The organism is Arthrobacter sp. PM3 (assembly GCF_003352915.1).
Taxonomy (GTDB): domain Bacteria; phylum Actinomycetota; class Actinomycetes; order Actinomycetales; family Micrococcaceae; genus Arthrobacter.
Genome location: NZ_CP022314.1, coordinates 2,143,426 through 2,161,563 on the forward strand (window position 1 = coordinate 2,143,426; position 18,138 = coordinate 2,161,563).

16 protein-coding genes, 1 tRNA gene and 1 riboswitch are annotated in these 18,138 nt (G+C 69.8%); of the genes, 6 read left to right on the plus strand and 11 right to left on the minus strand.

The window, feature by feature from the left end; translation table 11 throughout:
- Positions 1 to 2 precede the first annotated feature (2 nt).
- The 5 genes from CFN17_RS09925 to CFN17_RS09945 form a co-directional block, all read right to left on the minus strand.
- Positions 3 to 2,036: a glycosyltransferase family 39 protein gene (locus CFN17_RS09925; protein WP_208751225.1), complete on the minus strand. Its 2,034-nt coding sequence runs from the start codon at positions 2,034 to 2,036 to the stop codon at positions 3 to 5.
- Positions 2,037 to 3,425, minus strand: coding sequence for a bifunctional glycosyltransferase family 2/GtrA family protein (locus CFN17_RS09930; protein ID WP_208751226.1), 1,389 nt, complete (start codon positions 3,423 to 3,425; stop codon positions 2,037 to 2,039).
- Between the two features lie 180 nt (positions 3,426 to 3,605).
- Entirely contained in the window at positions 3,606 to 4,421 is an 816-nt protein-coding gene (locus tag CFN17_RS09935; protein WP_208751227.1) for a hypothetical protein, read from the minus strand.
- Positions 4,421 to 4,580: riboswitch (cyclic di-AMP (ydaO/yuaA leader) on the minus strand. (Overlaps the previous gene by 1 nt.)
- 159 nt (positions 4,581 to 4,739) lie before the next feature.
- Positions 4,740 to 6,338, minus strand: coding sequence for a HAMP domain-containing sensor histidine kinase (locus tag CFN17_RS09940; RefSeq protein ID WP_208751228.1), 1,599 nt, complete (start codon positions 6,336 to 6,338; stop codon positions 4,740 to 4,742).
- 21 nt (positions 6,339 to 6,359) lie between these two features.
- Complete coding sequence (locus CFN17_RS09945) at positions 6,360 to 7,100, minus strand: response regulator transcription factor (protein WP_208751229.1); 741 nt, start codon at positions 7,098 to 7,100, stop codon at positions 6,360 to 6,362.
- A gap of 209 nt (positions 7,101 to 7,309) precedes the next feature.
- Between CFN17_RS09945 and CFN17_RS09950 the strand changes: the two genes are divergently transcribed.
- The 5 genes from CFN17_RS09950 to CFN17_RS09970 all read left to right on the plus strand — a co-directional run bounded on the left by CFN17_RS09950 (position 7,310) and on the right by CFN17_RS09970 (position 11,241).
- On the plus strand, positions 7,310 to 8,173 hold the full coding sequence (locus tag CFN17_RS09950; protein WP_261792432.1) for a hypothetical protein: 864 nt from the start codon (positions 7,310 to 7,312) through the stop codon (positions 8,171 to 8,173).
- Between the two features lie 582 nt (positions 8,174 to 8,755).
- On the plus strand, positions 8,756 to 9,619 hold the full coding sequence (locus tag CFN17_RS09955) for a winged helix-turn-helix domain-containing protein (protein ID WP_208751230.1): 864 nt from the start codon (positions 8,756 to 8,758) through the stop codon (positions 9,617 to 9,619).
- A 157-nt stretch (positions 9,620 to 9,776) separates the two neighbouring features.
- The gene (locus CFN17_RS09960; RefSeq protein ID WP_208751231.1) at positions 9,777 to 9,980 is read left to right on the plus strand and encodes a dodecin family protein; all 204 of its coding nucleotides are present in this window, start codon (positions 9,777 to 9,779) and stop codon (positions 9,978 to 9,980) included.
- A gap of 58 nt (positions 9,981 to 10,038) precedes the next feature.
- Entirely contained in the window at positions 10,039 to 10,566 is a 528-nt protein-coding gene (locus CFN17_RS09965) for a histidine phosphatase family protein (RefSeq protein ID WP_208751232.1), read from the plus strand.
- 138 nt (positions 10,567 to 10,704) lie between these two features.
- Positions 10,705 to 11,241: a hypothetical protein gene (locus tag CFN17_RS09970; RefSeq protein WP_208751233.1), complete on the plus strand. Its 537-nt coding sequence runs from the start codon at positions 10,705 to 10,707 to the stop codon at positions 11,239 to 11,241.
- A gap of 34 nt (positions 11,242 to 11,275) precedes the next feature.
- Here CFN17_RS09970 and CFN17_RS09975 read toward each other — a convergent pair whose 3' ends face one another.
- The 5 genes from CFN17_RS09975 to CFN17_RS09995 all read right to left on the minus strand — a co-directional run bounded on the left by CFN17_RS09975 (position 11,276) and on the right by CFN17_RS09995 (position 16,920).
- Positions 11,276 to 11,977: a hypothetical protein gene (locus CFN17_RS09975; protein ID WP_208751234.1), complete on the minus strand. Its 702-nt coding sequence runs from the start codon at positions 11,975 to 11,977 to the stop codon at positions 11,276 to 11,278.
- Between the two features lie 8 nt (positions 11,978 to 11,985).
- Positions 11,986 to 12,648 (minus strand): TetR/AcrR family transcriptional regulator, encoded by a 663-nt coding sequence (locus CFN17_RS09980; RefSeq protein ID WP_208751235.1) that lies wholly within the window; start codon positions 12,646 to 12,648, stop codon positions 11,986 to 11,988.
- Entirely contained in the window at positions 12,645 to 14,717 is a 2,073-nt protein-coding gene (locus CFN17_RS09985) for a YhgE/Pip family protein (protein ID WP_208751236.1), read from the minus strand. The genes CFN17_RS09980 and CFN17_RS09985 overlap by 4 nt, the downstream gene beginning before the upstream one ends.
- A complete protein-coding gene (locus CFN17_RS09990) occupies positions 14,714 to 15,367 on the minus strand; it encodes an ABC transporter ATP-binding protein (RefSeq protein ID WP_208751423.1) in 654 nt (217 codons plus the stop codon). Before CFN17_RS09990 ends, CFN17_RS09985 begins: the two co-directional genes overlap by 4 nt.
- Positions 15,368 to 15,456: 89 nt before the next feature.
- Positions 15,457 to 16,920, minus strand: coding sequence for an NAD(P)/FAD-dependent oxidoreductase (locus CFN17_RS09995; protein ID WP_208751237.1), 1,464 nt, complete (start codon positions 16,918 to 16,920; stop codon positions 15,457 to 15,459).
- A gap of 128 nt (positions 16,921 to 17,048) precedes the next feature.
- On the opposite strand from CFN17_RS09995, the gene CFN17_RS10000 reads away from it, so the two are divergent.
- A complete protein-coding gene (locus tag CFN17_RS10000) occupies positions 17,049 to 17,792 on the plus strand; it encodes a FadR/GntR family transcriptional regulator (protein ID WP_208751238.1) in 744 nt (247 codons plus the stop codon).
- Between the two features lie 79 nt (positions 17,793 to 17,871).
- Here CFN17_RS10000 and CFN17_RS10005 read toward each other — a convergent pair.
- Positions 17,872 to 17,945, minus strand: a tRNA-Arg gene (locus CFN17_RS10005).
- Positions 17,946 to 18,138 lie beyond the last annotated feature (193 nt).

Here is an 18,138-nt window from a genome sequence, read left to right on the forward strand (position 1 = left end):
GTCTATGCCCCCAGCTTGTAGACGGTGCTGCTGCCCACGGTCTGGGCCTGGAAGTTGGCCTCGACCCAGGCGGCGACCTCGGAGTTCCCGCCGCGGCCTCCGCCCATGCCGCCCATGCCGCCGCCGGCGATGAAGTAGCCGATCTCGCCGCGGTCCACCATCGCCTGGAACTGGGCGAGCGTGGGGTAGGGGTCCCCGCCGTTCCAGCCGCCGAGCGCGATCACGCTGGTGCCCGTGGCGAGCTCCAGGTCCGCGGCCTGCGTGGCGCCGGAAACAATCGCGGACCACTTGGTGCCGCTGGATTTCAGCAGGGCCGTCAGCTCGGACGACGCCGTTTCCCCGCCCATACCGCCCGGCGCGCCGCCCATCCCGCCGCCGGCGGTCGTGCCCCCGTCGCCGGTCATGCCGTCGGCGGTGGTGCCGCCGTCGCGCGCCGTCCGGGCGCCGAAACCGCCGCCCATCGCGGATGCCGTGGGCCCCGACGTCGGGATCGACCCGGAATGCGGCTGGCCCGCCGTCGCGAGCGTCCAGGCCGCAGTGCCGAGCCCGCCGGCGAGCAGCGAGAGGATCACCACACCGGCCGTGGCGGCCTTGCGGGCCCTGGCCGGCAGCCCCGCCAGGCTGTCCACCCGCAGCAGGAGCGCCGCCGCGGCGAGGACGCCGAGGGCCACAACGATCACCCGGAGCCCGGGAAGCCAGGCCGGGTCGCGGCCCAGGAGGACCGCGGACCAGACCGAGGTGGCGAGCACCGTCACGGCCAGGACTGCCCGGGCGGGCCAGTACGCCCGTCCCCGCCACAGCTCCGCGGCGCCGATACCCGCCAGGGCCGCGACCGCGGGGGCCAGCGCCACGGCGTAGTACGGATGCACGGTGCCGCTCATGAAGCTGAAGATCCCGGCCGTGACCACCAGCCAGCCGCCCCACAGCAGGAGCGCCGCACGGGTCCTGGACGTCCGGGCTTCGCGGCGCGTGAACCACAGCCCGGCCGCCAACAGGACCAGGGCCGCCGGCAGCAGCCAGGACACCTCGCCGCCGAAGCTCGTCCCGAACATCCGGGTGATCCCCGCCGCGCCGCCGAAGCCGACGTTGCCGTTACCGCCCGGGCCCCCGCCGTTCCCGCCGGGCATGCCGTTCCCGCCCGGCATGCCGCCGGAGCCGGTGATCCGGCCCAGGCCGTTGTAGCCGAACGTCAGTTCCAGGAAACTGTTGGTCTCCGAGCCGGCCATGTAGGGCCGCGCCGAGGCCGGGGTCAGCTGGAAGAGGGCAATGTAGCTGCCGGCCACCACGGCGATCCCGGCGGCGGCGGCCAGCAGGTGCAGGATCCGCCGGCGCAGGGTGGTCGGCGCCGCCCACAGGTAGGCCAGGGCCAGCCCGGGCACGATCAGGAAGCCCTGCAGCATCTTGGTCAGGAACGCCAGCCCGATCACCGCGCCGGCAGCGGCGAGCCATGTCCAGCCGGCTTTTTCGATGGCGCGGGTGGTGAGGTAGGCTGCCAGCACCAGGCACAGGGTGAGCATGGCGTCCGGGTTGTTGAACCGGAACATGAGGGCGGCCACCGGGGTCAGCGCGAGTGCGCCGCCGGCCAGCAGGCCAGCTGCGGGCCCGGACACGCGCTTGACCGTCAGATAGAGGAGCCCGACGGCGGCGACTCCCATGAGCGCCTGGGGAATGAGCATGCTCAGTGCCGAGAAGCCGAAGATTCGCCCGGCAAGGGCCGGGATCCAGAGGGCGGCCGGCGGCTTGTCCACCGTGATGGCGTTCCCGGCGTCGAGGGAGCCGAACAGCAGCGCGGTCCAGTCCTTGGTGCCGGCCTGGATGGCCGCGGCGTAGAAGGAGTTGCCGTAGCCGGTGGCTTCCAGGTTCCAAAGGTAGAGCACCGCGGTGGCGGCCAGCAGCAGCGCGGCCGAGGGCCGCACCCAGCGGGGCTGCGGGCCGAACAGCAGCCGTTCCCGGCGGCTCGGCGACGGGGGTGTGTTCCGGGCTGCCGGCAGATCACCGGCGGGGGTTCCGGCGGCGGGGGTGATGGTTGCGGTCATTTACTTGGCCGTTTCTGTGCGGGGGAGGGAAGCGTCGGTGGCGCCGGGCGCCGGCACGGCGGCGGGGCGGTGGCGGAAGACCACCAGCCGGAAGAGCAGGAATTTGACGGCGGTGGCGGCCAGGTTGGCGGCGGTGACCGTGGCGAGTTCGAGCCAGCGGTCCGGTGTTCCGCCGGACACGCCGTGGACCAGAGCGAGGGCGCCCGAGGTCAGGGCCAGCCCGATCCCGAACACCAGCAGGCCCTCGAAGTGGTGCCGTGCCGCCTGGCTGCTGCCCTGGATGCCGAACGTGAACCGCCGGTTGGCGGCGGTGTTGGCCACGGCGGTGGTGAGCAGGGCGAGGAAGTTGGCCAGCTGCGGGTCCATGAACCCGCGGCAGAGCAGGAAGATCACCAGGTAGGCCAGGGTGGAGGCCACCCCGATGCTGCCGAAGCGGACGAGCTGTCCGAAGAGGCTGCCGCCGGGGCTTTGTTCCTGGGCCCGCGATGATGCCGGGAGCGGGCCGCGGGCCAGGGCGGCCCGCAGCTCGGGTAGCGGGATCCGGCCGGAGACCAGGTCCCGGCTTAGCCGCGCCATGCCGCGTAGGTCGGCGAGGGCGGTCTGCATGATGTCCACGCTGGAATCCGGGTCGTCGGTCCAGTCCACCGGGACTTCGTGGACCCGCAGGCCGCACTTTTCGGCCAGGACCAGCAATTCGGTGTCGAAGAACCAGGCGTTGTCCAGCGTGTGGGGGAGCAGTTGCCGGGCGACATCGGCGCGGATCGCCTTGAAGCCGCACTGGGCGTCGCTGAAGTGGGCGCCCATCAGGGACTGCAGCAGGAAGTTGTAGCTGCGCGAGATGAATTCCCGTTTGGGTCCGCGGACCACGCGTGAACTACGGGTCAGGCGGGTGCCGATCGCGAGGTCGGAGTGGCCCGAAATGAGCGGGGCAAGGAGCGGGCCGAGCGCCGCGAGGTCGGTGGACAGGTCCACGTCCATGTAGGCCAGGACAGGCGACGGCGAGGCGAGCCACACCTTCCGCAGCGCGTTGCCGCGCCCTTTCTCGGCCATGTGGACCACGGTCACTTCGCGGAGCTCGCGCGCTACCCGCTCCGCGGTCTTGAGCGTCCCGTCGGTGCTGGCGTTGTCCGCCACCGTGATCCGGAAGGGGTGCGGGAAGGATCCGAGGAGATAGGCGTGCAGGCGGCGCAGGCAGGCCTCGAGGTCGCGTTCTTCGTTGAAGACCGGGATGGTGACGTCCAGCAGCGGTGTGCTGGCACGCGTGTCAACCGGTGAGCGCCGGCCGCCGGGATCGGTCAGCGCACCGGCGAACGGAGCCGGTGCGTGCGCGTCGGCCAGCGTCGCCGTGGGTCGGGGCGGGGTTCCTGAGGCCTGGTCTGTGAACGTCATGGCTCAACTTTCCCGGCGGCCCATATGAGGGCTTTAGGGTCAAGCTGTGCGGGGCCTGTGGAAGTACGACGGAAACACAGGAACGCCCCGAACCGGCCGGTTCGGGGCGTTCCTGTGAGTCTGGCGGGCGCGGGCGATACCTGAGGTCCGGTGCCGGCCCATCGCCGGTACGGTGACGGCTTAGTACCAGTTGTGCGCCAGGTGGAAGTTCAGGGCGCCGCAGGGGGAGCCGTAGCGCTCCTTGACGTAGTTCAGGCCCCAGTTGATCTGGGTCCGGTAGTTGGTCATGTAGTCGGCGCCGGCGCTCGCCATCTTGGCAGCGGGCAGGGACTGGACCACGCCGTAGGCGCCGCTGCTGGGGTTCGTGGCGGTTGTCTTCCAGTCCGATTCCTTGGTCCAGAGCTTCTGCAGGCACTGCATCTGGCCCGGTGCCCAGCCGTAGCTGCCCAGCTGGGCAGCCGCGTAGGCCTGTGCGCCGGCGGGGTCGTCGATTGCGACCGGTGCGGCGGCCGGTGCCGGTGCCGGTGCGGGCGCGGCTGCCGGAGCGGGCGCCGCCGGCGCGGCTGCGGGCGCCGCCGGCGCGGCGGCCGGTGCGGGGGCGGCCGGGGCCGGAGCCGCGGGGGCCTTGGCCGGCGGCTCGGCGGCCTGCACATCGGCGAGCTGAGCTGCCACGTTCTTCCCGGCCGAGGCGCCGGTCGCGGCAACCTGGACGCGTTCGAAGTTGAGCTTGGCCAGCGGGTCGGCGACGGTGGCCGCCTCGGTGCCGGCAAAGTTTGCCGCGTGGGCGGCCGTCTCGGCTGCCTGGCTGGCGGCGGCGCCGCCGAGCAGCAGCGCGCAGGCTGCGGTGGCGACGGCGGCGCGGCGCCCGGTGGCGCCCAGCCCGGCGGCCAGCCGCGACAGTCCGGTGGCCTGGCGCGCCGGTTCGGCGCGGTGCCGGGATTTGGGGGAGCGGATAGAAGCGCCGTCAGGGCGCGTTTGTACCTGGAAGTCAGTCATGATCGCCTCTCAACGCCGGCGGAGTTAGCTGTCGGGTTCGGATGAGGTCATCCGGCCGCACGGAAAGTCACGTGTCGGCTTCACCCCAAGGGCGCAAGTGTGCAGAATGCCCGGGAACTCTGGGTCCCCCGCCTCTGCCTGGTCCAGCGGAATCCGGGAAGCGGCAGAGTTTGGCGTCCAACCGGATGTGCGGCGTCAGTTCAGGCCGCACCACATCGACGCTACAGCACTTGGCAGCTTAAGTCACATTTCGGTAACGGGGGTCACAGTGCCGGAGTGTCGGCTTGCGCGGCCGCCCCGCAGGCCTGAGGGCGGGCGCTAGGCCGACGGCGGTGCCGCCGGCAGCCGCACGGCGAACTCTGTCCGGCCGGGCCGCGACGTGACCTCGACGGTGCCCCCGTGGGCCGCCACGATGGACTGGACGATGGACAAGCCCAGCCCGCTCGTACCCTCGGAGGTCGGTGCGGGCGAAGCCGCCCCGGCCGGGCCGGCGCCAATGGAAGCAGGGCCTGCGCCGGCGCGGGGAGCAGACCCCGGCCGGGCGCCGGCCGTCGCCACCGCCGGCTTGGCGGCGGGACTTGCCGGATTGGCGCGCGCGGCATCGGCCCGGGCGAAGCGGGCGAAAACCCGCCCCACGAACTCGGGGGCGATGCCGCTGCCGTTATCTGTCACCGTGATCACGGCGCTGCCGTCCGCGGACCGCATGACGCCCGTGACTACCGTGGTCCCGGGCTCTGTGTGTTTGCGGGCGTTGGACAGCAGGTTGGCGAGGACTTGGTGGAGCTGCGTCGCGTCGCCGCGCACCACCACGGGCTCGTCCGGCAGTTCAAGGTGCCAGATACGGTCCGGGGCCATGACTTTCTCATCGCTCACCGTTTCGATGGCCAGCTGGGTGAGGTCGACGTCGGTGATCTTGAGCGGCTGCCCCTCGTCCAGGCGTGCCAGCAGCAGCAGGTCCTCCACCAGGGTGGTCATCCGCTCGGACTGGCTTTGGACCCGGGAGAGGGACTTCTCCCCGTCCGGAGTGAAATGCTCGGTCATGCGCATCAGCTCGGTGTAGCCGCGGATGGCCGTGAGCGGCGTGCGCAGTTCGTGCGAGGCATCGGCGACGAACTGCCGCACCTTCATCTCGCTCTCCTGCCGCGCCTCAAGCGCGTTGGAGACGTTGTCCAGCATCTGGTTCAGCGCGTAGCCCACGCTGCCCACCTCGGTTCCGGGATGGGCGGCCGACGCCGGAACGCGCACCGCGAGCGCCACCTCGCCCGCGTCCAGCGGGAGCCGGGAGACCTGGGTGGCCACTTCGGACAGCTGTTCCAGCGGCTTCATGGTGCGCCGGATCAGGGCAGTGCCGGCGAGGCCGATCAGCACGAGCCCGCCGGCGGAGACCACCACCATGGTCCAGACCAGCGAGGCGAGGGTGTTTTGTTTTTCTTCCAGCGGGAGCCCGGTGACAATGATGTCGCCGTACGGCGCGCGGACCGCCGTGAGCCGGTACGCGCCTGCCGAGAGCGTCCTGTCCACCGGAATGCCGTTGGGGGCCAGCGCCAGGAGGACGGCGTTGTCGTCGGGCGAGAGGCTCTTGCGGGTGGCGTCGCCGCCGAGGAACCCGGCGCTGCCGACCTCACCGTCCTCAATCCGGGCGTTGAGCGTCCCGATGCCCTGCCCCCGGGCCTCGAGCGGGTCGGGGCGCCCGCCCGAAGACCCGGACGAGGGCCGGCCGAACTCGCTGGACCGGTGGGAGGCCTGCTCCAGCTGGGTGTCGAGCTGCCGGGTCAGAAACAGGTCCATTGAGGCATAGCTGAACAGGCCCACAGCGCCGCAGATGGCCACAAGCAGCGCCATGGCGACCAGGACCAGCCGGGTGCGCAGATGCCATGTGGCCGGATTGCGCCAGTCGCGCCCGGGGGCACGGGTCATGCCGGAGAGGGTTGGCACGGATCAGTCCGCCGGTTTCAGGACGTAGCCGGCGCCGCGCACCGTGTGGATCATGGGGGCGTGGTTGGCGTCGACCTTCTTGCGGAGGTAGGAGATGTAGAGCTCCACGATGTTGGCCTGGCCGCCGAAGTCATAGTCCCAGACCCGGTCCAGGATCTGGGCCTTGCTGATCACCCGCTTGGGGTTTTCCATGAGGTAGCGCAGGAGTTCGAACTGCGTGGCGGTCAGGTGCAGCTCCTCGCCGGCCCGGCTGACTTCGCGGGTGTCGACATTGAGCACCAGGTCGCCCACCACGAGTTCCGCGGTGTCCATAGCGGCCACGCCCGAGCGCTGAACCAGCCGGTGCAGGCGCAGCAGGACCTCTTCCATGCTGAACGGCTTGGTGACGTAGTCGTCTCCGCCGGCCGCCAGACCGGTGATGCGGTCCTGGACGGCATCCTTGGCCGTAAGGAACAGCGCCGGCACCTCCGGCGCGAACGCGCGGATCCGGCTGAGCACCTCGACGCCGTCGAACCCGGGAATCATGACGTCCAGCACCAGCACGTCGGGCCGGAACTCCTTGGCCAGCCGGACCGCCCCGGGGCCGTCTTCCGCGACCGCCACGGACCAGCCGGCCATCCGCAGGCCCATGCTCATCAGTTCGGAGAGGCTCGGCTCATCGTCCACCACCAGCGCGCGGATGGGGGAGCCGTCCGGATGCGTGAGCTGGGGAAGGTTGTTGGTCATGGAGTGCGATGTGGCCATGGGACAACTCTCCGATCTACCGGTTAGGCGGGGCTTTGGGGATCCTGTGCGGCGCCTGTGAATCCCAGCCTAGCGAGCTGGACGGCGATCCGGGCAGAGGTGAGGTCACAGGCACGGCTGTCGGCCCGCACAGCCCGGACACAGGATCGCTCAGCACGCTGGGGGTGAACACCGACCCGCACCCTCTGCAGTCAATAAGGAGAAACACCATGAGCGGTCAGCTTCCCGGAACCGGTTCCGGCCCCACACCCGACTCCGCCCGCGACGCCGCCACGGCGTCCCCGCCGGTGACCACGCCCCCGGCACCCGCTGCTGCAGCTGCCCCGGGCTGGGGCGCCCCTGCCGCTTCTGCCGTGCAGGCCCCGGCGCCGGCCTGGGGCATGCCCCCGCAGGAGCGGGATGTTCCCGTAACCGGCGCAGGCTGGGGCTCCCCGGCAAGCAGCTCCAGGAATGCCGCCACGGCCAGGCCCTGGACACTCAAAAGGGGACTCATCGTCACCGGGGCCGCGGCAGCCCTGGCAGCCGGCGCCGGCGCCGGCATCTACGCCCTGACCTCAAGTTCGGCAGCAGCCGACAATTCGGCGCTCGGGGCAGCCGGCGGACAGGGTGCCTTCGGCCAGGGCTCGGCCCCGGGCGCACCGGGCTCCGGGCAGGGCGGCTTCGCCGACGGCGGCATGTCCGGCCATGACGGCCCGGATGACTTCGCGGCCGGCGGGCTGGGCGGCATGGGCACCGGACTGTCCTCCGCGGTGCATGCTGACTACGTGGTGCTGCAGGGCAGCGACTACATCACCATGGCCGAGCAGACGGGGACGGTGAGCGACGTCAGCTCGTCCGCCGTCACGGTCAAGAGCAGCGACGGCTTCACGCGCACCTACGCCCTCGGCAGCGACGTGGTGGTGAGCAATCTGCAACAGCGGCGCCAGCAGGCCGGCGGCACGGGCACGCAGCTGAGCGTCGCGGACATCGTTGCCGGCGGAACGGTGCGGATCGTCGCGGCCAAGGACGGCTCGGGCTACACGGCGGCCACCGTCCTGGTGATGGCGGCCACCTCCACAGGCCAGTCCAACTAGACCCCGGACTCCGCCGCCGGCCCGGGACGGGGCCGGCGGCAGAGTCGACGGAGCCGGCCCGTCCCGGCCGGGACCGCCCGGACCGGATGACCACTCCGTGGACAGCCGGGCAGGCGACGGCGGGACCGCGCGGTTTCGCCCAAGTACGTTGCTGTGAATGATTTCGGCTATGTTGGCCGGTCGGTCGAATAAAATTCGCATGAATCCGCATACTGACCCGCCGGTCGGAAAAACACTTGTTATTTTATCGGCCGGACAGAATTGTGATTTCCACTACAATTCGTTGATCCGTCTCACTATGTGGAATAGGCGGCCCTTTGTTACTTGCACGTTCGCATTGTTACGTTGCACACTTCAATTGTGAACAAGAACTCAACAGCACCTGCAGCCGCAGCTTCCTGGGTCAGCACACCCGCTGGTACCGAGATGAGCTGTTGTCGAATGCACGCCTAACTTTTACACCCCAAGAGTTTCTAGGCATTCGCCCCCCAGCCCAGAGTCGGGCGCCCCTCCCCAGTTTCATTGCGGGGAAAGTAGCATTCGAGCCGCGATGACGGCCATTCACATTGAGGTAAGCATTCCATGTCAGTTGCATCCGGATACGTCCACATCTCCGTCCGTAACGCCAGCAAGGCCGCCCAAACCTCCGGGATCCGCCAGGGCTTCGGCGGACGCTCCGCTTTCGCCCCTGCCGGATCCACCGGCACTTTCCCGGCCCCCGGATATGCAGCCCAAGGCTACAACCCTGATTCCTACGGCCAGCTCCGCGCCGTCCCGCCCGCCCCCGCCACGGCGCCGACGCCCGTGATTGCGCCGGGTGCCGGCAGCCCGGCCCGTCCCGCCGCCAGTGACAACGTCGCCCGCGGCTTCGTGCTGTACATGGGAATCGACGAGGAGACCGCGGCGGCCGCCGGCACCTCGATTGCCAAGCTTGCCCAGGAAATCCGGGCCTACGCACAGTCGCTGGTTGCCGGCGCTGAAAGCTACGCCGCAGTCGCCGTCGCCCCGGCCAGTGCCCCGGGCTCTGCCCTCGACGTCGTCCGCTCGACCTTCGGTGACCCGACCGCCGGAGCCCGCCAGCGCCCCGAAACCGCGCGGCTGCAGCAGCCGCAGGATCCGCGGCCGTCCGGCGTCCTGATCGACCTCGCCCGCCGTGAAGTGCACCTCGACGGCGAATCCCTGAATCTGACGTTCAAGGAATTCGAGCTCCTGAACTACCTCGTGGAGAACGGCACCCGCACCGTGGGCCGTGACGAGCTGCTTGAGGGCCTGTGGCGCAACGCCGAGGAGGTCCCGAACGAGCGGACCATCGACGTCCACATCCGCAGGCTCCGTTCCAAGCTGGGTCGCCTGGCCAACACGGTGCGCACCGTCCGCGGCCAGGGCTACCGGTTCTACGAGCACCCCGAAGTGGTGGTCTGGGCCGCCCCGGAATACTCCATCTAGCCACATTCCCGCGCACAGCGCCCGCCCCCTGCATGGGGGCGGGCGCTGTCGCTTTCGCGGCGCATCCCCGCAGCGGCCCGGGGCGCGGTTGGCCTCTGTTGTGTTTCGCTGCTCCGGCGTAGGCTTCGGATCGTTGATTCGACTACCGGGAGGAAGCATGTCTGTTGCACGTATCACCACCCTGAGCGCCAACTCCAAAACCTCGTTCGACGACGCCATCAAGGAAGGCATCGAGCGGGCCAACAAGACCCTGCGCAACGTCACCGGGGCGTGGGTCAAAGAACAAAAGGTGGAAATCAGCGGCGGCGCCGTCGTCGCCTGGCACGTTGTCCTCGAAGTGACATTTGTCCTGGAGGACTGAGCCGGCACCACAGGCGATGCGCGCCCGTGGGCGGCCGGCGCCGCACTAGGATTGAGCCATGAGCGCGCATCACATCAAACGGCTGGTGATCATGCGCCACGCCAAGTCCGACTGGCCCGGCGGGGTGGCCGACCACGAACGGCCGCTGGAAGAACGCGGCCACAAGGATGCCCCGGTCGCCGGAAAATGGCTGCTCAAGCACGGGTTTGTCCCTGATTTCATCCTCTGCTCCAGCGCGCTGCGCACACGGCAGACCTGCACATGGGTGTGCCACGCGCTCGGTGACAAGGCCCCGACGGCGAAACTCGAGGACGGCCTCTACGCCGCGTCCGCACGGCGGATGCTGGCCGTGATCAACCACGTCCCGGACACCGTGAACACGCTCCTGGTGATTTCGCACATGCCGGGCGTGCAGGACCTGGCCATGCATCTGGCGTCGCGCGATTCAGACCACGACGCCTACATGGACGCCGCCACGCGCTATCCGACCAGCGGGCTGACCGTGCTGGAAACGGAAAAGTCCTGGGCCGAGCTCGACGGGCAGGACGCCAGGCTGACCCACTTCAAGGTGCCCCGCGCCAAATAACGGGCCGCCCGGGCCGGCAACCGGCCCGGGGCCATAGCTACCTGCTGCGTTCTGCGGTTTACTGTTCCTGTTTGCTGATGTGGTTTCTCCAGTGGTTTTGGGGCAGGTAGGACAACTTCAGGGAAAAGGTGGATCAACGTGGATTCAGGGCAGCTCATGGGAATTATCGTCGGCGTCATCGTGGTTCTGGTGATCGTCGCAGTGGCCGTCGTGGTCAGCCGGCGGCGCAAGGAGGCGGCGGACCGCAACCGCGCCGCCGAGATGCGCGAACAAGCCAAGGCGGACGAATTCGCCGCGCGGGAACGCGAGGCCAAGGCGGCACGCGCCGAAGCCGACGCTCAGCAGGCCGAGCTGGAGGCCGAGCGGCTGCGGCAGGAAGCCCGCGGCCGTCAGGAGGAAGCCGAGAAGGTCCGCTCCGGCGCGCAGGAACAACTGCGCAAGGCCGACGAACTGGACCCGGACGTGGTCACGGCCGGGCAGGACACGCCGGCCACAGACACCCCGACCCGCAGGCAGATGCGGTCCGACGAGACCGCCGGCGCCCCCGTCTCCGGTGAGCAGGTGCCAGGTGAGCAGGTCGCCGGTGAGCCGCGCAGCGGCGAAAACGCACCCGGTCCGGGTGCCGCCGGTGGCACGGGGACAACCCACCCGGATGACAGGCCGCGCAACCTCTGAGCCGGTGATCTTCCCGCCGGTTCGGCAGGCGGGTTTAGCGCCGGGACGAGGACCTGGCAGGTGTTTTCGCTGCCGGTGCCTTCACCGGAGACTTGGCTGGCGCCTTGACGGGCGTCTTCATCGGTGCCTTAACGGGTGCCTTGACTGCGGCCTTTGCGGCGGCCGACCGGACCGGTGCCTTCGTCGCGGGCCGGGCCACAGCGCGCGGTGCGGCCGGGCGCGCCGCCGTTCCGCGCGCCGTCGTCCGCCTCCCGGCAGCCCGCGGGCCTGCCGTTCTGGCCCCCGAAGCCCTCGACGCAGGTGCCGGGCGGCGTCCGCCGCGGGCGACCGGGGCGAGCCGGCCGCGGGCCCTGCCGGGCAGGACGGTGCCGGCGAACAGCAAGAGCAGGGTGAGGGCTCCCGCCGCCGCGGACAGGTAGAAGTACAGGTCCGGATACCTGGCGTCGACCCGGGTGGACAGGGCGTCGGGATCGGGATTGAACGCCAGCCCCCATTGCCGCAGGAAGGCGATGCCGAACGCGATGAAGAGGATACTGCCCAGTCCGCTCGCGGCCAGGGTCTTGTGCCGGCGCCGGACCACCACCTCGCCCACACAGGCCACATGCGCGGTGGCCGAAGCGCCGGCGAACCACAAAAACACGGTCTCGTTCAGGGTCATCAGGGTCAGGACCAGCAGCGCCAGGGCGGCGATGAACGCTCCGATGGCGATCTTCCCGCTGATACCCATGTGACGCATGTGAACAATCATGCCTGAGCGGGCGGCTGCTTCACGACGTAGCCGCGCATGGAGGCCATAATTGCGTTCACGCTCTGTTCCCGGGTCCGTTCCGGGTTGTAGGTCTGGCGGTCCAGCCCTACCACGAAGCACGCCCCGAAAATCGCCGTTTCGAGGCTGCCGCGGGACACGGCCGGATCAACCGGATAGGCGGCGGCGACGCCGTCGATTGCGGAACCGATCACGGCGAGCAAGCGCCCGCGGAGTTCGGCAAAGGTGTCCTGCCATTCGCTGGGAGTCCGCCAGTTTTCGCTGACCCAGAGCCGGGCGAACGACGGATAGTCGGCCATGAAGTCCATCGCCTGGCCGATCATTTCCTCCATGGCGGCGAGCGGATCGGCGGAGTCGTCCCGGACACTGAGGAGCCGGGCCATGAGGATGTCCACCCCGTGGCGCAGCAACTGGGCGATCAGGTCCGACTTGCTGCCGAAGTTGTAGTACACAGTTCCCTTGGAGACCCCGGCGGCCGTGGCGATCTCGTCGACGGTCACGCCGGCCGCGCCGCGCTCTCCGATCAGTTCCATGGAGGCCTCGAAGAGTTTCTGCTTCGTGGCGTTGGTGCGGCCGGGCCGGAGTTTCTTCTCGGGATCTCCGGCGCCCGCCGTGCTGCCGCCGCTCGGGCTGGTGGTCATACGGCGATCTCCGGTTTCAGTGACTTCAGGGTCCAGTACTTGTTCTTGCGGACGGCGAGCGTTGACATTGCCAGTCCCAGCAAAGTGTAGCCAACGAGTCCCAGCAGGGTGGGCACGATCAGGGCGAGATCGGCGCCGTAGATCAGGTGGCGCATCCCGGTGACCACGTAGCCCATGGGCAGGATCTGGTGCACCACGTGCAGCGGCTCGGGCGTGGTCTGCCACGGGAAGGTGCCGCCGGAGGACACGAGCTGCAGCACCAGCAGGATGAGCACCACGAATTTGCCCGGCGAGCCCAGCAGCGCCACGACACCCTGGATGATGGCGCTGAACGCCATCGCGGCCGCCAGCATGAGGAACCACATCAGCACCGGATGGGCCGGATCCAGCCCGAGCCCGGCATCCACCACGAGGGTCAGCAGGCTGGCCTGGACGGCGGAGACCGCCAGGAACGGAAGCCAGCCGCCGGCGGCGATCTTCCAGGCCGGCGCGTTGGACGCCAGCGCGCGCTGGGTGACCGGGCGCATCGCCTGCACCAGCATGAAGATGCCGATCCACAGGGCCAGCGTGAGGAAGAACGGAGCCAGTCCGGCGCCGTAGGACCCTGCCTTGGCCTGGGAGACGTTGCTGACGGCGACCGGATCCGCCATGACCTTGGCGAGGCTGTCCTTCTGGGCGTCGTCGGGGTTGGGGACCTTCCCGGCGCCCTTGGCCAGTTCCGAGGCCAGCGTTCCCGCGCCGTCGGAGGCACTGGCCGCGCCGTTCTCCAGCTGCGCGGCGCCGTCGTCGAGCCTCTGGGCCCCCTGTGCGAGCCTGCCGGCGCCGTCCACGGCGTCCTGCTGGCCGGCGGCGAGGGCGGACGATCCGGCGGCGAGCTGGTCCGCGCCGGCGGAGGCCTTGGCGACGCCGCCGCTGAGGGCGGGCGCAGCGCCGGCCAGTTCCGCGGCGCCGGCACTGACGGCGGCTGACCCGTCGGCCAGTTTCTGGACCTGCGCGGCGGCGGCCTGCAGCTTGGCGGCCGCCGCAGAGGCCGGGGCCGACGGCGCCGCCGGGGCGGGGGTGGCGTCGACGTCGGCCACGACCGCATCCGCCTGTGCCTGGGTGAGCACGCCCGTGGCGACCAGATGACCGGTGGATGCCACCACGCGGCTGCGCTGGCCCTGGGCGGCGGCCTGCTGGGCGGCGGCGAGCTGGCCCGGAATGGCCTGGACTGTGCTGTTAAACGCCGTATTGAGCGCGGCGTTGCCGGCGGCCACCTGGGCGGCGCCGTCAGCCAGCTGCTGTGTGCTGGCGGGCAGGGCTGCTGTCTTATCCTTGAGCTGGGTGAGGCCGCCGCTGAGCTGCCCGGCCCCGGCGTTCAGGGACGCGGCGCCGTCCCGGAGCTTGACTTCACCGTCGTACAGTCCGGCGGCGCCGGCCTTAAGTTCGCCCGTGCCCTGGTGCAGGGTTACTGTGCCGTCGTGCAGCCGGGCGACGCCGCCGGCCAGCTCGCCCGCGCCGTCCGAGGCCTGGAGCATCTGCGTGTGGATGGTGCCGAATCCGGTGAGGAGCTGGTTGGCGGTCTCCTCGCCGACTTCCTTGGCGACAGTGGCGTGCACGGCGGTGGTGAGCTTGTCCACGATGGTGCTGAGGAGATAGTTGTTGGCATCGTTGGTGGTGACGTTGAGCATGGCCTGGTTGGCGGCGTCGAAGCTGCCGGGCGAGGCCAGGTTCGCGGAAAAGTCCTGCGGGATTTTCAGGGCGAACGCGTAGGTGCCGTTGCTGACGCCCTGGTCCGCCTCCTCCGTGCTGGCGACCGTCTTCCAGTTGAAGACGTGCCCGTCCACGAGGCTCTCGGCCACCTTCTGCCCGGCTTCGAGCCTGGTTCCGTCGGCCGATGCGGCACCGGTGTCCTGAACCACCAGGGCGGCATCGATCTGGTTCAGCTTGCCGTACGGATCCCAGTTGGCGTAGAGGTACACGGCGCCGTAGAGCAGCGGGACCAGGGCCAGGGCCAGGATGGTCAGCTTGGGCAGCAGACCGCCGGTCATGCGTTTGAGCTCGGAGCGGGCCAGCCGCAGCACAGTCATTTGGCGTCCTCGGTTTCGGGTAGGAGGTTTTCAGCGTTGCCGATCACCGCGGCAGGCCCGGTCCAGCTGTCCGGGATGCGGGTGACGGCGGCGACGACGGCGAGCGGCCGCCCGGCGTCGCGCGCCAGGGCGTCCAGCTGCGGCAGCCAGTCGTCGGGGTCGCCGCCGTGCCGGTCAGGGGAATCAAGCACGAGCAGGTCCGTGGCGGGATTGGCCAGGGCCAGCGCCGTGAGGAGTTGGATCCGCCGGCGGGCCGGAAGCTGTTCGGCCCAGAGCCCGGCGAGGTCCTCAAAATCGTTCATTTTCAGCCATGCGGTGCCGCGCAGGGCGCCGTGGTGGCGGCGCGGGACCAGGGCCAGGTCCTCCGTGACAAGATCGCGGACGCTCAGGTGCTGCTCGGGCTCGTTGACGCCGGGGGAGTCCACCAGGCTGCTGACGCGCCGGAGGGCCGCAACCCGGGTGCTGCCGTCCCAGCCGGCGGTCCCGGAGGAGGGCCGCATCCGTCCGCTGACCGCCAAAGCGAGGGCCGTGCGCTGGTCCTGGCGGTCGCCCGCCGCCAGGAGCAGCTCGCCGGGGCGCACCTCAAAGGACGTGGGCGGGAGGAGGTCATTCCGGCGTCCGTTCACACGGAGTTGTTGCACGGAGAGCATGGGGGCCTTTCGCAGATACAGTGTCTGCTTCAAGGCTAACTAAACTGACTGGTCAGTTCAAATAAGTGACCTCGAGTGTGATCAACGGATCACAGCCCGTACTCCTCCAGCAGGCGGAGCCAGACCTCGCTGATGGTCGGATAGGAAGGCACGGCGTGCCACAGGCGGTCCAGCGGCACTTCGCCGACCACCGCGATCGTGGCCGCATGCAGGAGTTCTGCCACGTCCGGGCCGGCGAACGTGGCGCCCAGCAGCACCTTGCGGTCCTCGTCGATGACCAGCTGTGCCCAGCCCTCATAGTGTTCGGCGTGCAGCGAGGATCCGGCCACCTGGATGGGCAGCTCCACTGTGGAGGCCCGGAACCCGTCCTTCTCCGCCTGCCTCATGGTCCGGCCGACGTTCGCCAGTTCCGGATCGGTGAAAACGACGTTCGGCACGGCGTGGTCGTAGGCCGTGTGGGCATAGCCGCTCCACGGCGCCGGCTCGCCGCTCAGCTCCCCCCGGGCCCGGGCGGCGATGGCGTCGCCGGTGGCCCGGGCGCCGTACTTGCCCTGGTGGGTCAGCATCGCCCGTCCGGCGGCGTCGCCCGCGGCGTAAAGCCAGGGGCCGGCGTCGGGCGCGTTCTCCGCCGCGTGGTGGACTAGGCCACTGGCATCGGTGGAGAGCCGCAGGGGTTCGCCCGCGGGCGCGGACAGGCCGACGCCCTCCAGGCCGAGTCCCTCCAGTGCCGGCCGCCGGCCGGCGGTGACGAGCAGCTGGTCGGCGGTGAGGCTGGCGCCGGCGTCGAGAACAAGGGTGAGGGAGCCGTCGTCGTTCCTGCTGACGCTGCGCGTTCCGGTCTGCAGGCGGAGTTCGACGCCGTCGGCGCGCAGGCCGGCCGCCACCAGTTCGGCGGCCTGTTCCGGGAAGGCGCCCAGGAGGGCGCCGCGGGCCACGAGTGTCACGGAGGAGCCGAGGCGGGCATATGCCTGGGCGAGTTCGACGCCGGCCACCCCGCCGCCGAGGACGGCGAGCCGCGCCGGAACGCTGCGGGCGGAGGTCGCCTCCCGCGTGGTCCAGTACTCGATGTTTTCAAGCCCCTCGATCGGCGGGCGGTTCGGCGTGGAGCCCGTGGCGACCACCACGGCGTGCCGCGCCGTGAGCGCATAATTGTTGCCGTCCAGCCCGGCCACCGCCACCTGGCGCGGGGCCGTGATGTGGCCGTGTCCGCGGATCAGTTCGATCCCGGTCTCCTCCACCCATTTGACCTGGCCGTCGTCCTGCCAGTTCGAGGTGAAGTAGTCCCGGCGCTTCAGGACGGCGTCCACGTCCAGGGTGCGGGTCACGGCCTCCCGGGCGCCGGGGACCGTCTGCGCCCCGTGCAGGGCCGTGCCCGGCCGCAGGAGCGCTTTGGACGGCATGCAGGCCCAGTAGGAACATTCGCCGCCCACCAGTTCCGCCTCGACCAGGACCGCCGTCAGGCCGCCGCGGACCACGCGGTCGGCCACGTTCTCGCCCACGGCGCCCGCGCCGATCACAATGACATCGAATTCCTGCTCGCGCTGTGCCGTCATGGCACCAGCCTACGCCGGGGGTTTGGCCGGATCCGGGGCGGTCGGGGCGTAACGTGCCGGGCCGGGCTCTTTGCAGGACCGGGGACCGTCGCTACTGTTGGGACAGTACTTTGGGGGAGGAGGCGGCCATGGCCGCAAGCAATATGACAGCAGGCAAGACCCTGCCGGTGGCAAGGTTCAGTGCGCAGGCCCGGATGCGGGCCCTTCAGGCGGACATCCTGGAGCTGATCCTGGAGCGTGACCTCGTGGCCGGGGACCCGCTGCCGACGGAGAACGAGCTCACCGCCGCGCTTGGAGTCGGCCGCAACACGTTGCGGGAATCCCTTAAAGCGCTCCAGGCTGTGGGCGTCATTGAAATCCGGCACGGTTTTGGCATGTTCGTGGCTCCCAGCAATTTCGAGGCCCTGACCGACGGGCTCACCTTCCGGGCCCGGCTGTCCCTGCGCCACCATGGCGAGGAAGCCCTGCAGCTCGTCGATGTGCGGCAGGCGCTGGAGTCGGGCCTGGTGGGCGCCGCCATGGACAGGATCACGCCGGAGCAGCTGGACGGCGTGGAGGCATCCGTGGAGCAGATGGAGGCACTGGCCGCCGCGGGGCAACCCTTCATCGAGGCGGACGCCGAGTTCCACCGCCGGCTGTTCGAGCCCCTGAACAATGAGCTGCTGATCAGCCTGATGGACGTGTTCTGGAAGGTCTACCGGCGGATCCACCTGGAGGTCGGCGGACCGTACGCGATCGACCTCCATGAAACGGCGGCGCTGCACCGCGGTATTTACGAGGCCGTCGCCACGGCGGACAAGTCCCTCGCCGCCGCCCGGCTCAACAGTCACTTCGACGGCATCCGCAGCGTGATCGCCCGCGTCACGGCCTGATCAGGCCCGCCGGCGGCACGCGAAGCTTAAAACAGGAGATCCGCCCCGGCGAACCGGGGCGGATCTCTTGTTTCTATTGTGCGCCCAAAGGGATTCGAACCCCTGACCTTCTGTTCCGTAGACAGACGCTCTATCCAGCTGAGCTATGGGCGCATCTTCGGCTTTGGAGAACTTCTCGCTCCCCGAACCTCGAATTACTTTACGCGAGCCCGGGCCCAGTTACAAATCGAGGCGGGTGTAATGTCCGCAACTAGACCGGTCTACGTGACCTTGGTCACAAAATACGCACGTGTCAACCCATAAATTCCTTGAATTTCCGCGGTTTTTGTTTTCCGCTGCCCGGGTC

What these genes read in the sequence shown, in the direction of transcription:
- CFN17_RS09925 (WP_208751225.1), bottom strand. Translation starts at nt 2,036, where the DNA reads ATGACCGCAACCATCACCCCCGCCGCCGGAACCCCCGCCGGTGATCTG.
- CFN17_RS09930 (WP_208751226.1), bottom strand. Translation starts at nt 3,425, where the DNA reads ATGACGTTCACAGACCAGGCCTCAGGAACCCCGCCCCGACCCACGGCG.
- CFN17_RS09935 (WP_208751227.1), bottom strand. Translation starts at nt 4,421, where the DNA reads ATGACTGACTTCCAGGTACAAACGCGCCCTGACGGCGCTTCTATCCGC.
- CFN17_RS09940 (WP_208751228.1), bottom strand. Translation starts at nt 6,338, where the DNA reads ATGACCCGTGCCCCCGGGCGCGACTGGCGCAATCCGGCCACATGGCAT.
- CFN17_RS09945 (WP_208751229.1), bottom strand. Translation starts at nt 7,100, where the DNA reads ATGGCCACATCGCACTCCATGACCAACAACCTTCCCCAGCTCACGCAT.
- CFN17_RS09950 (WP_261792432.1), top strand. Translation starts at nt 7,310, where the DNA reads ATGAGCGGTCAGCTTCCCGGAACCGGTTCCGGCCCCACACCCGACTCC.
- CFN17_RS09955 (WP_208751230.1), top strand. Translation starts at nt 8,756, where the DNA reads ATGTCAGTTGCATCCGGATACGTCCACATCTCCGTCCGTAACGCCAGC.
- CFN17_RS09960 (WP_208751231.1), top strand. Translation starts at nt 9,777, where the DNA reads ATGTCTGTTGCACGTATCACCACCCTGAGCGCCAACTCCAAAACCTCG.
- CFN17_RS09965 (WP_208751232.1), top strand. Translation starts at nt 10,039, where the DNA reads ATGAGCGCGCATCACATCAAACGGCTGGTGATCATGCGCCACGCCAAG.
- CFN17_RS09975 (WP_208751234.1), bottom strand. Translation starts at nt 11,977, where the DNA reads ATGCGTCACATGGGTATCAGCGGGAAGATCGCCATCGGAGCGTTCATC.
- CFN17_RS09980 (WP_208751235.1), bottom strand. Translation starts at nt 12,648, where the DNA reads ATGACCACCAGCCCGAGCGGCGGCAGCACGGCGGGCGCCGGAGATCCC.
- CFN17_RS09985 (WP_208751236.1), bottom strand. Translation starts at nt 14,717, where the DNA reads ATGACTGTGCTGCGGCTGGCCCGCTCCGAGCTCAAACGCATGACCGGC.
- CFN17_RS09990 (WP_208751423.1), bottom strand. Translation starts at nt 15,367, where the DNA reads ATGCTCTCCGTGCAACAACTCCGTGTGAACGGACGCCGGAATGACCTC.
- CFN17_RS09995 (WP_208751237.1), bottom strand. Translation starts at nt 16,920, where the DNA reads ATGACGGCACAGCGCGAGCAGGAATTCGATGTCATTGTGATCGGCGCG.
- CFN17_RS10000 (WP_208751238.1), top strand. Translation starts at nt 17,049, where the DNA reads ATGGCCGCAAGCAATATGACAGCAGGCAAGACCCTGCCGGTGGCAAGG.